This is a genomic window from Modestobacter sp. DSM 44400 (genome assembly GCF_900107175.1).
GTDB lineage: Bacteria > Actinomycetota > Actinomycetes > Mycobacteriales > Geodermatophilaceae > Modestobacter.
On the sequence record NZ_FNOZ01000073.1, the window covers coordinates 1 to 12,238 of the forward strand.

Below are 12,238 nucleotides of genomic sequence, written 5' to 3' on the forward strand. Positions count from 1 at the left end.
CAACAGGTTGCGCAGCTGCTCATCGCGCTCAGGGGCTGCGGCGCGCACCGCGGCGAACATCCGCACGTAGGTGCCGTCGTCAGACCAGCGACGGTGGCGTTCCCACACCGATTGCCACGCGCCGAAGTGATCGGGCAGGTCACGCCACGGCGACCCGGTGCGGTACCGCCAGATGATCGCCTCGAGCGTCAGTCGGTGGTCATTCCACGGCCGGCCCTGATGACCGCCGGCAGGCAGCACCGGCTGGATCAACTCCCACAACTCGTCCGGGATCTCGTCGGTACGCAACATTCGTCCAGCGTCGCCCACCAACCCGCCAATCTTTGGCAGACACGCTCTAGGCCCCAGGAGTCCGCAGGACATGGAACTTGTACTTGCGCTTGCCCTGGGCGATCTCCACCGTCTCCTTGGAGGCCCCAAGATCAACGAGAGCCTTGATGTAGCCAGCGGACGGCTTCGCGCGGGGCTTCTTCACCGGCTCCACGACCATGCCCCGATGCGCGCTGCCCTCAGAGGTCCCGTTCTTCCGGAGCTTCCTCTGCATCTGCGTCATGACGCCCACCCTCCCATGCCCTACCGACGGTCGCAGCGCCGGTCGGGTTCCCACCCCCCGTGCGTGGTGCGTGCACCGCAGGGGGGGTGGACATCGAGTTCCCTCCGCGCGGAGGACGTCAGAATGCCAGGCGTGCGGCCCAGCGAGGCAAGCGGCGCGCGCCGCTAGACCAACATTGCGATGCCGCTCGCCGCGTTCCCAAGCTGGTCCTTCACCGCCTGGCTGGTCAGGAGGTTGTACGCGATCGTCCCCGGCGGTCCGTCCACGGCGACGCAACCGACGGCCTTACCGTTCTTGAAGATCGGCGAGGCGACGATCACGCCGAGCCGCTTGCCGGAGTCCACCAGCGACCGGAACTCCCCGTGCGAGAGCCCCTGCGTGATCTGCTTGTCGAGGGCGTCCCACTCCTCCTTCGAGGCCTTGAGGTAGGGCTCCCAGTCGGCGGCGACATCGGCGTACGCGTCGCCTTCCCTCTCCACACAGGTTCCGATGATGCCCTTGCCCGGCCGCCAGATGAGGCCTGTGGTCTCGTTGTAGTGCCGGGGCCGCTCGCGGTGGAGACGCCGAAGCCGCTTGAGCCTCCAGTAGGGCGCGTACCACGCACGCATCCGAGGGCGGTCCAGGCCCACGACGTAGGCCGCGATGCCCAGGTCCTTGGGATTGATCTTCTTCTGGGTGATGTCGTAGATGCTCCAGAAGCACGTCCGCACATGGGTGGCGACGTGCTCGTCCAGCGCCCGCCGACGACGACCTCGGTAGTCCGTCCACGCAGATGAGGTGGCGGAGCAAAAGGCCAGAGCGGCCGCGACGAGGGCGGTCGCGAGGACCGTCTCCTCCGAGAACTTCCACACCTTGGCCGTCGTCATCGCCGTTATCAGCGTAAGCACCCCGGCCGCCACGGCCGCGAGGACCTTGATCACGAACAGCGCGGCCTTGCCCTTACCCACTCGACCCCTCGCCCCGTCATCAACGCCCAGTGCAGGCTAGTCGCTGCGGAACCGCATCGCCTCGAACGTCCTAAGGTGGACCGCCCGAGCGGTTCCGACGTCGGTCGGTGCGGCGAGGTCCGCGACTTCGAACCCTCGTGGGCCTACGACCCTCCAACCGCCGACCATGATCGGCCCGACCCGGGGACTCGCCTCACTGGGATGCGGCACCGTCCGGCGGGGGCAGCTCGATCTGCGCGGGCCGTGCGGCCTCAGCGTGCAGGAGCCTGTAGGACCGCGTCTCCCGACCGGACGCGGCGTGCCACTTCACGGTGACCTCGACGTCCGCCGCGATCCGCTTGCTGAGAAGGGGGCCGAGTCCGGCACCGACCTGCGGCTGCACCGCGAGGCGTAGGTCGCCGCGCGCGCCCTCGACCTCCATCCGTAGGAGGTCCGGCCCGTCGCTGACCGTGTGCAGGATCCCGACGAGATGATGGCGCTCGACGCGGTCGCTTGCTTGCGCGAAGGCGTGCTGTAGGGCGACGGAGGCGCGCCGGGAAAGGAGGCCCTTGGCGCGTCGGCCGCGGGGGGTTCGCAGGGCGAGGTCAACCTCGACGTCCTCCTGGAGAGATGCGTTGGCCAGGCCGGCGATGCGGGCGGCCGCCCGGACGCCAAGCTCGCGCATGGACTCCTCAAGCGTCTGGCGGTCGGCGACCTGCTCCGCGCCCGCTAGGTCGAGGACGTCGAACAGGCGCTGAACGGCGACGTCGACCAGCCCGTCCACGTCCTCGTTCACGAGCTGCGCCCCTGCGGCGGGGCGCTTCTCCTTGGCTTCGAGGAAGAACACCACGGATCCCGGGCCGATGCGCGGGGAGAGGAACAGCTCGGTCGCCTCGGCGGTGGTCCAGGACGCCGCCGGATGCGTTGCCGAGCCCGGACATGGCGCGCTGCTCGGCCTCGGCTCCGCGCCAGTCGCCGAAGAGGGCCCCGCGCAGGTACTTCTGGAGCGACAGGCCCTCCTCTTCCTCGCGCGCCACACCTCGCCGACGCCGAGCACCTCGCGGTGATGGCCGAACACCTTGCGACGGTACGGCCGGTGCTGGTCGTGCTCGACCCGCTGTACCTCGCCGCTGGTGGGGCGAACGGCGCTGACCTCTACGCGATGGGACGGCTGCTGGAGGGACCGCAGCACCTGTGCGAGGACGCTGATGCCTCGCTCGTGGTCGTCACCCACTTCAACCGAGCGCGGGACCTGAAGGGCGCGGCGCGAATCACCGGCGCAGGTCCGGCCGAGTGGGGCCGGGTGCTCATTTCGGCCTCGGTGGTCAGTCGGCGTACCGACTCCGAGACCCAGGCGACCACGGTCCTCACCGAGCTGGACGTGCAGGGCGGCGAGGTCCCCGACCAGACCATCCGCGTGCGCCGGATCATCCGCGCGGAGCAGCCCGACGACCTGGACAGCCCGCTGCTCTACGCCGTCGACGAGCCGTCGACCGGGTCCGAGCAGACGGCGGCCAACGGCTCCGGTAGCGACGACCTCCACCCGGCCAGCGCCAAGCTTCCCGACGCACGCGCGGTCAGCACGTGGCCCTCGCCGCGGTCGGCCTCGTGGCGCTGTTCTTCGTCGTCGCCGGCCTGGCGAGCTCCGGCATCGGCGGCGGCCTGGCCTTCATCGGGGTCTTCGCTGTCCTGATCGCAGTCGGCGCGCTCATCACCGGACGGGCCCAGTGGGCGTTCATCCGGACCCGCAAGGTCGCGGGTGCCCTGACTGCCGTGGGCCTGCTGGCGCTCGCAGTCGGTGGGGCGATGATCCCAACACCGGCGATGTCCCCCTCCCCCAGTCACCTCACCGACACCGGGACGACCCGACCGGCGCCCAGCTCGTCCACCTCCGCGGCGCCCACGACAACCGCGCCCACCAGCCCGGCCGCGCTGTCCACATCAGCGGCACCTGTGCCCGCCATCGCCGTTCCGAGCACCAGCACCCCGGCGCCGATAGCAACCAAGGCGGCGCCTGCCACCACCACCACCACCAAGACAGCGCCCAGGCCGGCGCCCGCGCCCCCACCGCAGCCGGCTCCCGCCCCGGCGCCCGCTCCCGAGCCGGCCCCCGCCCGCGCCGTGACCCCCGGTGCCTTCTGCTCCCCCGAGGGCGCGACCGGCTACACGGTCAAGGGCACACCGATGGTCTGCAGCACGAAGCCCGGCGACGTCCGGGCGCGGTGGCGTTCGGCCTGACCGCGTGAGGGGGACGTGCGGAACGGGCCGCACCCACCTCACCCGTCACAGGTGTGGGCGAGGGTCCCCGGTTCGTCAGTCCCACGCAGTAGACAGGGTCCATGGGCGACACCGCGGACCTCCAGCTCTACTCGACGGGCCCCGCAGCTCCCTCGGCACGCGTGGCGATCGAGCTCTCCTCGGTCCCCGTGCTCAGCTACGCCCTCGCGCACAACGGCATTCCGGTCGTCTCGCAGCTGACCCTCACCGGCGGCAGCGCACCGGTCCGCAACGCGAGCGTCCACCTCGGCATCCGCGACGCCGAGGGCCCGATCGGCGCCCCGGTCGAGCTGCTGGCCGACGTCGACCCCGGCCGCACCACGGTGCTCACCCACGTCGGCCTCCGCCTCGACCCGGCCGCCATGCTGCAGGTCGAGGAGCGCCGGCCCGGCTGGCTGACCGTCTCCGTCGAACAGGACGGCGCCGTGCTCGGCTCGACCCGGCAACCGGTGACCGTCCTGGCCGCCGCCCAGTGGCTGGCCACTCCGCTGTCACTGGCGCTCGAGATGCTGGCCGCACACGTGCAGCCCAACCACCCGGCGATCACCACGCTGGTCGGCGAGGCCGCCGAACTGCTGGGCGAGAGCACCGGCAGCCCGTCGATCCAGGGCTACCAGGCCGGCGCCGACCGGGTCGACGCGATAGCCGCCGCCGTCTGTGAAGCGATGCAGCGCCGCGAGGTCCGCTACAGCGAACCCCCGGCCAGCTGGGCCGACGTCGGTCAGAAGGTGCGCACACCCGGCGAGTCCTGGACGGCCGGGTCGGCACCTGCCTGGACACGGTCGTCGTCCTCGCTGCCGCGCTGGAGCAGGCCGGCATCCGGCCGCTGCTATGGATGGTCGAAGGGCACGCCTTCCTCGGCTACTGGCGCGAGGAGATGTCCGCGCAGAGCGCCGCGACCACCGACGTCGCCAGCCTGGTCAACCTGATCGACCTCGGCCTGATCCGGTTGGTCGAGACGACGATGCTCACCACCCGTGCCGAGCCCGCGACCTTCGACCAGCTGCACCGGCCGCCCTACGCCAGCTGGCTCACCGGTGACCTCGACCGGGTCATCGGCGTCACCGACGTCTACCGCGCCCGCCGCGACGGCGTCCTCCCGCTGCCGGCCCGCACCCGCGACGCCGAGGGCACCGTGCAGGTGTTCGAGTATCGGCCGGCGGTGCACAGCGCACCGGTCCGCACGACGGACGCCGGGACGACGGCCCCCGGCACACCCCGCAAGACCGCGCCGCCGCGCATCGCGCAGTGGAAGAACGCCCTGCTCGACCTCAGCCTGCGCAACCGGCTGATCAACTACACGTCGCGCTCCGGGATCGAGCTGACCGTCCCCGACGCCCACCTCGCCGACCTGGAGAACATGGTCAACAGCGGGACGGCGATCACCCTGCTGCCCAGCGACCAGCTCGCCGCCGTCCAGCGCGAACGCGGGCTCCGCTCGGCCCGCGAGCTGCCACAGGATCAGCTCGCCGGCCTGCTGATCGACCGCCGCGGCGTGTACGTCGACGTCCCCGAGTTCTCCTACGTGACCCGGATGCGGGCGCTGGCCTACAAGGCGAAGACGGTCGTCGAGGAGACCGGCGCCAACAACCTGCATCTGGCGCTGGGCAGCCTCGTCTGGGACGTCGACGGCCGCTCGCTGCGCTCACCGCTGATCCTGCTGCCCGTCGTCCTCAAGCCGGCCTCGCGCAACGGCGCCTACCGGCTCAGCCTCGACGAGTCGGGCACCAGCACGCCGAACTACTGCCTGCTGGAGAAGCTCCGTCAGGTGCACGGACTCACCGTGCCGGGCCTGGCCGAACCGACCGTCGACGGCGCCGGCATCGACCTGGACGCCGCATTGCAGGCGATGCGGATCGCGGTGGCCGAGCGGGGGCTGCCCTACCGCGTCGAGCCGACCGCCGATCTCGCCGTCCTGGCGTTCGCCAAGTTCCGGCTGTGGAAGGACCTCGACGAGCACTGGGCCGATCTGGCCGCGAACCCACTGGTCGCGCACCTGGTCCACTTCCCCACGGAGCCGTTCCCCGACCCGGTACCGGCGCCCGCGGCCCCGGACCTCGACGAGCTGGCCGCCGCCGTCCCGGTGTCCGCGGACGCCTCGCAGCTGACCGCGGTGGCCGAGGCCGTCGCGGGGCGCACCTTCGTGCTCGAGGGCCCGCCCGGCACCGGCAAGTCGCAGACCATCACCAACCTGCTCACCCGCGCGGTCGCCGACGGCAAGCGGGTGCTGTTCGTCGCCGAGAAGCGCGCCGCGCTGGACGTCGTCTCCCGGCGGCTCGAGGCCGTCGGGATGGGTCCGTTCGCCCTCGACCTGCACGACAAGGGCAGCCGGCCGGCCGTCGTCCGCGCGCAGATCCGGGCGGCGCTGGAGCACGCCGTCGAGGTCGACGAGCAGGGCTTCACCGCGGACGGCGAAGACCTCCGCTCGGCCCGCCGCGCCCTGGCCCGCTACGCCACCCGGCTGCACGAGCCGAACCCCGCCGGGCTGTCGCTGTACGGCGCGCACACCGGCGTGCTCACCGCCGGCTCGTCGGTACCGGCGCTCCCGGTGGACCCATCCGCGGTCGCCGGGCTGACCGCGGAGTCGACCGCGGCTGTGCGGCGCGCGCTGGCCGGGCTCCCCGACATCGCCGACCTGGCCCGGCCGCGCCCCGAGCACCCGTGGGCCTTCGTCGACACCGCGGACGTCGACGTCGACGCGGTGCAGCGGGCCTCGCTCGCCCTCAACGACGCCATCGGCCCGGGCCCGGTCGACCCCCGGCTCGTCCCGGCGCTGCGCACCGCCCGGACGCCGGACGACCTTGACCTGCTGGCCGCGCTGCTGACCGGGCCGCCGGTCGGGCTCGATGTGTTCGACGAGGCGCGGGCGCCGCGGTGGGCGGCCGCGACGAGCGGTCTGTCGGCGGAGGTGTCGGCGTTCGTGGCGGCGCAGCACCCGGGGCTGGACGTCGCCACCCCGGCCGCGCTGGACCTGCCGCTGGCCACCGTGCACGCCGCCGCCGCGGAGGCCGCGCAGTCGGGCTGGTTCGGGCGCAAGAAGCGGCTGATCGCGGTCCGCGACCAGCTGGCCGGCGTGCTCCGCCCGGGTGTCGAGGTCGAGCCGAAGCAGGTGCCCGCGCTGACCGGTGCCCTGCTGCAGGTGCAGATCGCGGCCCGCGAGCTGGGCCTCCGGGCCGGGGAGATCCCCGGCCTGGAGGTCCCGCCGACGTGGACCCTGCTCACCGATCCCGGGCTGGTCGACCGGCAGCTCGGCTGGCTGCGTCGGGCCAGCGCCGCGGTCGACGGCAGTAACGGCTTCTCCGGCGCGCTGCGTGGGCTGCTCACGGCCGGGCCGGTGACCGACCCGGCCGCAGCGGAAAGAGTCTTGGGTATTCGGGACGCGGTCGCGGCCCTGATCGCCGCCTGCCGGACCACGGCTCCGGCACTGGCCGCCTGGGTCGGCGATTCCGGGTTCACCGTGCAGTGGGCCGCGACCCGGGTCGAGCGGGCGACCTCGGCGCCGGGGCTGCCGTCGCTGCGCCGGTGGCTGGACCTGCTCGCCACGCTGGAGCCGTTGCGCACTGTGGGGCTGATCGGGGCACGGGCCGCACTGCTGTCCGGTGCGGTCCCGACCGATGACGCGGTGCGGTCCTTCGACCGAGGGCTCTCGCTGGCCTCGGTGACCGAGCGGGAGGCTTCGACCGGGCTGGCGGCCTTCGACGCCCCGGTGCACGAGCGGGCGATCCAGCGGTTCACCGCAGCGTCTCGGGCGGTGCGCGCGCACCTGACCGCGGCGCTGCCGGCGTCGGTCGTGGAGTCGCGGGCCTTCGACGTGGCCGCCCGCGGCGGCTGGGTCGGTGCGCTGCAGCGGGAACTGAATCGGCAGCGCGGCGGGCTCGGCGTGCGCGGGCTGCTGGCCGAGTACGGCGACCTGGTCACCGCCGTGATGCCGTGCGTGCTGGTCAGCCCGGATTCGGTGGCCCGGTTCTTCCCCGCCCGCGCCGGCCAGTTCGACCTGGTGGTGTTCGACGAGGCGTCGCAGATCCGGGTGGCCGACGCGGTCGGCGCGCTGGGCCGTGCGCGGGCCGCGGTGGTGGTCGGCGACAGCAAGCAGATGCCGCCGACGTCCTTCGCGGAGCCGTCGTCCGGCTCCGGCGAGGACGTGCTGGACGACGACCTGGCGACCGCGGTGGAGGACGAGGAGTCGATCCTCTCCGAGTGCGTGCAGGCGCGGGTGCCGCGGCAGTGGCTGTCGTGGCACTACCGCAGCCAGGACGAGTCGCTCATCGCGTTCAGCAACGGCCAGTACTACGAGAACCGGCTGTCGTCGTTCCCGGCGCCGGTGCACGGGCAGGCCTCATCCGGCGCGGACGGTTTCGGCGTCTCGCTGGTGCGGGTCGACGGCACGTTCCACCGGTCGGGGGCGGGGACGCTGCTGCGCACCAACCCGGTCGAGGCCGAGGCGATCGTGGCGGAGATCCGCCGCCGGTTCGCTCTATCGCCTTCTGACCTGCCGTCGCTGGGCGTGGTCACGTTCAACGCCCAGCAACGGGCCCTGATCGAGGCGCTGCTGCGAGATGCCGGGGACGAGCGGCTGGTCGAGGCGCTGGACCGCACCGATGGCGAGGGCCTGTTCGTCAAGAACCTGGAGAACGTGCAGGGCGACGAGCGGGACGTGGTGTTCTTCTCCACCGCATTCAGCGTCAACGAGCGCGGCGCGCTGCCACTGAACTTCGGCCCGCTGAACAAGGCCGGCGGCGAGCGGCGGCTGAACGTGGCCATCACCCGGGCCCGCCGCCAGGTGGTCGTCTTCTCCTCCTTCGACCCGGCGATGCTTCGGGCCGAAGAGACGTCGTCGGTCGGCGTCAAGCACCTGCGGGCCTACCTGGACCTGGCTGCGCTCGGCACGGACGCACTGCCCCGGGACTCCCGGTTCGCCTCGGTGCCCGACCGGCACCGCGAGGAGGTGGCGGCCGCGCTCCGGGATCGCGGGCTGGTGGTGCGGACGGACGTCGGACTGTCGGAGTTCAAGGTCGACCTGGCGGTGGCCCGGGCGTCGGCACCCGACGCACCGGTGATGGCCGTGCTGCTGGACGGGCCCGCGTGGGCGCGGCGCCGGACGGTCGGCGATCGCGACGGCCTGCCGGTCGAGGTGCTCGGCGGGCTGCTGCGCTGGCCGGCGGTCGAGCGGGTCTGGCTGCCGGAGTGGCTGGCCGACCGGGAGGCGGTGCTCGACCGGCTGGTGGCCGCGGCTGACGCGGCGGTTTCGGTGGCCGCTCCCCCGGCGCCCCCGCTTCCTGACCTCCCCGCGACTCCGGCACTCGAGCCCGAGCCCGGGCCCGAGCCCGCCAAAATGGCCATGAGGGCGGAGGTGCTGGCCCCGGTGCACGCCCTGGACGGCGAGGAACCGTTCGTGCCATGGACGCCGCTGCCGGCCGGCGACAAGGCGATGCTCGACCGGATCGCCAACCCGCGTGGCGCGGACAAGATCCGGAAGGTGATGCTCGCCGGGGTCGAGGCGGAGGGTCCGATCCACGTCGACCGGCTGGCCCGGCTGACCGCGGGGGCGTTCGGGCTGACCCGGGTGCTGCGGGCGCGTCTGGACGCGCTGGCGGCACTGGTGCCGGCTGAGCTGCGGACGGGCGACGTGGTCTGGCCCGAGGGGCTGGACCGGACGACGTGGACGGCCTTCCGCCGCGATCCGGACGCCGAGCGCCCTCTGGACAGGTGGCGCCGGAGGAGCTCGGCAACGCGATGGTCGCGCTGTGCCGGGCGAGCGCCGGGATGACGCAGGAGGAGCTGTTCGCCGCGACCCTGGAGGTGTTCGGCTACCGCCGTCGCACAGCCGCGCAGCTCGCCGTTCTCGAGTCGGCACTGGCAGCGGCGACCGCCGCCGGTCGGCTCAGTGAGTCGCAGTCTGGTCTGGTGACCGCCTGATCAGGCCGTCGACGGCGGCGGGGTCGGTACGCCTCGGCGCGGTGGGCGATCCGCACGGCGAGCACGGTCCGAGCCTGCTCGTCGACCTCGATGAGCACCCGGTAGTCGCCTCGGCGGGCGCTGCGGAGCTTCCGGAACTCGCCCGGTCAACGCATTGCTCAGCCGAAGCGGGTTGTCGGTCAGTACCACGTGACCAACTCGACGACGGCCACCCTTCGACCACCTCGCGCCGCGGCTCGGCCACGTCGTCCCGAACTCCTGGCTGGGACAACCAGAACAGGGGCTCGTGCAACGAATCGAGGTCGAAGTCGGCCATCAGGAGGCAGCGCCCGTCTCCGCCATGAACTGGCGGACGACGTCGGCCGGGATGCGCCCGCGATCGCTGACCGGTAGCCGGCGGGCCCGCGCCCACTCCCGGACCTCCGCCGGCCTCGGCGCTGCTGCCGGCACCGGCCCGCCGGCCGCGAACGTTGCCTCCACGTCGGCGGTGCCGGCGGCGGAGTCGAGTTCGGCCAGGCAGGCACCCAGCCAGCGGTAGGCCCACTCCTGGGCCAGTGGCCGGGTCTCGCAGAACACGATCGGGACCGCAGGGAAGCGCGCCTGGGCCTCGGCCAGCGCCTCGGCTGCTGCGGCCCCCGAGACGTGCTCGAGGTTGAACAGTCGGCTGTACCGGTCCTCCACGACGACCGCGGCGCGCGGCAGGGCCGCGAGGTCGGCCAGGGCATAGGTGAGCCGTCCGGAGAGCAGGCTGCCGGCGAGGTCGGCGACGCTCTTGCGCTCGACGGCAGCCAGCACAGCGCCGTCCCGGAGCACCGCGTAGTCACCGGCCGACAGCCGCTGGCGACGGGTGACCGCCTGCTGGTGCCCGAAGGACCACGGGTACTTCTCACCGGTGTCGACGACGATCTCCAGCACCTGACCCGATGCCCGGGCCGTGGGTAGGGCGACGCCGGGACGGGCCTGCTTGGTGGTGCCCGGCGTCTGCCAGAAGATCACCTCCCTGCCACGGGCCCGGGTGATGACCAGCTGGGAGCGGTTCTGCCGGGCGCGCCCCAGCACCAGGTCGATGGCCGGGCCGCGGCGGCTGCACGAGCGCACCGGGTGCCGTTCGACGACCTCCGCGTCGGCTGGCCAACCCTCGGCGCGGTGGCAGTAGACCTTCGTTGCTCCGGGCCAGGTCTCCCGCGCCTTGACGACGATGCCGGCCGGGCCGAGCGGGACCCGGATCAGGTAGGGCAGCGACGACTCGGGATCGGGGTTGCGGGCCACCAGCAGGTCATCGACCACGCCTTCAGCGTGGCACGGGCCACAACGAAGGGGGCAGGGCGCCTCGCGGCAGCCATGCTGCAGTGAAGTCAGCACCCGAGGATGCGACAGAGAGGTCGCCCTGCCCGTGTCCACGGTGCCGCGACCAGGTGGACACGTCAAGACACCCGTGAGCTGCCCCCGCACCGAGGTGGCCCCTCACCTCCTGCGTATATACGATCGGCGACATATATACCGAGGAGGCGACTGTGTCGAAGACGCTCATCGACGTGGACGACGAGGCCCTGGCCCTGGTCATGGCCCACTACGGCACCCGTGTGAAGCGGGAGGCCATCAACCGGGCCCTCCGGGAAGTGGCCGGGCTACGAGCGGCCGAGACCCCGGATCTCGAGGACTGGATTGCCGATGTCGGCAGCCGACTCGGGACGATGGACGACGGTGCGGCCTGGCGTCAGTGACGTACCTGCTGGACAAGTCCGCCTGGGTGCTGGCCGCCCGCAACCGGGAGGTCGCTGCGCGGCTCGCGGCCGAGCTGCGCACTGGCAATCTCATGTTGTGCACGGTGACGGCCTTGGAGGTCCTGCACTCCGCCCGCAATGCCGAGGAGTACGCCCGGGACCTTGATCGGTTGAGTCGGCTCGGCTGGCGGGATCTCAGCGACCCGAGGGCGGCGGTGGCTGTTCAGCACCGCCTGGCCACCCGTGGATGGCACCGCACGTCCATCCCGGACGTCATCATCGCCGCCACGGCCGCCGAACACGGGCTGACCGTGCTGCACTACGACAGCGACTACGAACGCCTGGCCGAGGTCGCCGGCATGGGCCAGGAATGGGTCGCCACCCGAGGGTCCGGGCACACCCCGCCGGCATAGCGGCGTGCCTACATCGAGCCGCTACTGCGGGACGCCCCCTTACGGACGAGTGGGTTTCGTCTGTGTCCGTGTCGACCCTCTTCTGCGCTAGGCAACATCGGAGGGGCTTAGAGGTTCCGCCGATAGGTGCGTGTCGGTGACAAGGGGCAGGCACGAGCCCTGGTAGGTGCCGAGGTGTCTACGCCCGGTCTTCCCCAGGGGTGCTCGTGCCTGCCGTGCCATCGTCGTTCATCGACCCGCTGTGGTGCCAGTTCGCCGCGTTGATCCCCGAACGGGTCGACGCCCATCCTCTTGGTTGTCACCGGCGTCGCATCGATGACCGAGTCGTCTTCGACAAGATCGTGCAGTCCCTCGTGCTGGGCGCGGCCTACGACAAGGTCGCCGACAGCAGGTGCTCGGCGACCACGATCCGGCGGCGCCGCGATGAAT

Annotated in this window: 12 protein-coding genes and 2 pseudogenes; 8 read left to right on the forward strand and 6 right to left on the reverse strand. The window is 72.4% G+C overall.

Going from position 1 to position 12,238, the window contains the following annotated elements:
• The 4 genes from BLW04_RS23095 to BLW04_RS23110 all read right to left on the reverse strand — a co-directional run.
• On the reverse strand, window positions 1–291 hold a 291-nt coding region (locus BLW04_RS23095), incomplete at its 3' end, for a transposase (RefSeq protein ID WP_175484237.1).
• 46 nt (window positions 292–337) lie between these two features.
• Complete coding sequence (locus tag BLW04_RS23100; RefSeq protein WP_139306983.1) at window positions 338–553, reverse strand: hypothetical protein; 216 nt, start codon at window positions 551–553, stop codon at window positions 338–340.
• Window positions 554–717: 164 nt separating this feature from the next.
• Window positions 718–1,473 carry a hypothetical protein gene (locus tag BLW04_RS23105; protein ID WP_139306984.1) on the reverse strand — a complete coding sequence of 252 codons (756 nt, stop codon included), beginning with the start codon at window positions 1,471–1,473 and terminating at the stop codon, window positions 718–720.
• A gap of 220 nt (window positions 1,474–1,693) precedes the next feature.
• Window positions 1,694–2,326 (reverse strand): hypothetical protein, encoded by a 633-nt coding sequence (locus BLW04_RS23110; protein WP_139306985.1) that lies wholly within the window; start codon window positions 2,324–2,326, stop codon window positions 1,694–1,696.
• A 72-nt stretch (window positions 2,327–2,398) separates the two neighbouring features.
• On the opposite strand from BLW04_RS23110, the gene BLW04_RS23115 reads away from it, so the two are divergent.
• From BLW04_RS23115 to BLW04_RS28865, 5 genes are all read left to right on the forward strand, one after another.
• On the forward strand, window positions 2,399–3,172 hold the full coding sequence (locus tag BLW04_RS23115) for an AAA family ATPase (RefSeq protein ID WP_091547832.1): 774 nt from the start codon (window positions 2,399–2,401) through the stop codon (window positions 3,170–3,172).
• Entirely contained in the window at window positions 3,064–3,717 is a 654-nt protein-coding gene (locus tag BLW04_RS23120; protein ID WP_091547833.1) for a hypothetical protein, read from the forward strand. The genes BLW04_RS23115 and BLW04_RS23120 overlap by 109 nt, the downstream gene beginning before the upstream one ends.
• A 101-nt stretch (window positions 3,718–3,818) precedes the next feature.
• Window positions 3,819–4,685 (forward strand): hypothetical protein, encoded by an 867-nt coding sequence (locus tag BLW04_RS28860; protein WP_175484235.1) that lies wholly within the window; start codon window positions 3,819–3,821, stop codon window positions 4,683–4,685.
• Window positions 4,592–9,523: a DUF4011 domain-containing protein gene (locus BLW04_RS23125; protein ID WP_175484236.1), complete on the forward strand. Its 4,932-nt coding sequence runs from the start codon at window positions 4,592–4,594 to the stop codon at window positions 9,521–9,523. The genes BLW04_RS28860 and BLW04_RS23125 overlap by 94 nt, the downstream gene beginning before the upstream one ends.
• A complete protein-coding gene (locus BLW04_RS28865; RefSeq protein ID WP_254781904.1) occupies window positions 9,520–9,672 on the forward strand; it encodes a hypothetical protein in 153 nt (50 codons plus the stop codon). The genes BLW04_RS23125 and BLW04_RS28865 overlap by 4 nt, the downstream gene beginning before the upstream one ends.
• A 38-nt stretch (window positions 9,673–9,710) precedes the next feature.
• On the opposite strand, the pseudogene BLW04_RS29855 reads toward BLW04_RS28865, so the two are convergent.
• Both BLW04_RS29855 and BLW04_RS28870 read right to left on the reverse strand, forming a co-directional pair.
• A pseudogene (locus BLW04_RS29855) lies at window positions 9,711–9,794 on the reverse strand (type II toxin-antitoxin system RelE/ParE family toxin); the annotation flags it as partial.
• A gap of 193 nt (window positions 9,795–9,987) precedes the next feature.
• A complete protein-coding gene (locus tag BLW04_RS28870; RefSeq protein ID WP_091547834.1) occupies window positions 9,988–10,959 on the reverse strand; it encodes an ERCC4 domain-containing protein in 972 nt (323 codons plus the stop codon).
• A 227-nt stretch (window positions 10,960–11,186) separates the two neighbouring features.
• Here BLW04_RS28870 and BLW04_RS23135 point away from each other — a divergent pair, with 227 nt between their 5' ends.
• The 3 genes and pseudogenes from BLW04_RS23135 to BLW04_RS23145 form a co-directional block, all read left to right on the forward strand.
• Entirely contained in the window at window positions 11,187–11,396 is a 210-nt protein-coding gene (locus tag BLW04_RS23135; protein ID WP_091547835.1) for a type II toxin-antitoxin system VapB family antitoxin, read from the forward strand.
• A complete protein-coding gene (locus tag BLW04_RS23140; RefSeq protein ID WP_175484238.1) occupies window positions 11,393–11,809 on the forward strand; it encodes a PIN domain nuclease in 417 nt (138 codons plus the stop codon). The genes BLW04_RS23135 and BLW04_RS23140 overlap by 4 nt, the downstream gene beginning before the upstream one ends.
• 206 nt (window positions 11,810–12,015) lie before the next feature.
• Window positions 12,016–12,238 (forward strand): annotated as a pseudogene (locus tag BLW04_RS23145) (IS5/IS1182 family transposase); the annotation flags it as partial.

Excerpts from the sequence above, each read along its gene's own strand:
- BLW04_RS23100 (WP_139306983.1), bottom strand. The coding sequence starts at position 553 with ATGACGCAGATGCAGAGGAAGCTCCGGAAGAACGGGACCTCTGAGGGC.
- BLW04_RS23115 (WP_091547832.1), top strand. The coding sequence starts at position 2,399 with ATGCGTTGCCGAGCCCGGACATGGCGCGCTGCTCGGCCTCGGCTCCGC.
- BLW04_RS28860 (WP_175484235.1), top strand. The coding sequence starts at position 3,819 with ATGGGCGACACCGCGGACCTCCAGCTCTACTCGACGGGCCCCGCAGCT.
- BLW04_RS23125 (WP_175484236.1), top strand. The coding sequence starts at position 4,592 with ATGGTCGAAGGGCACGCCTTCCTCGGCTACTGGCGCGAGGAGATGTCC.
- BLW04_RS28865 (WP_254781904.1), top strand. The coding sequence starts at position 9,520 with ATGACGCAGGAGGAGCTGTTCGCCGCGACCCTGGAGGTGTTCGGCTAC.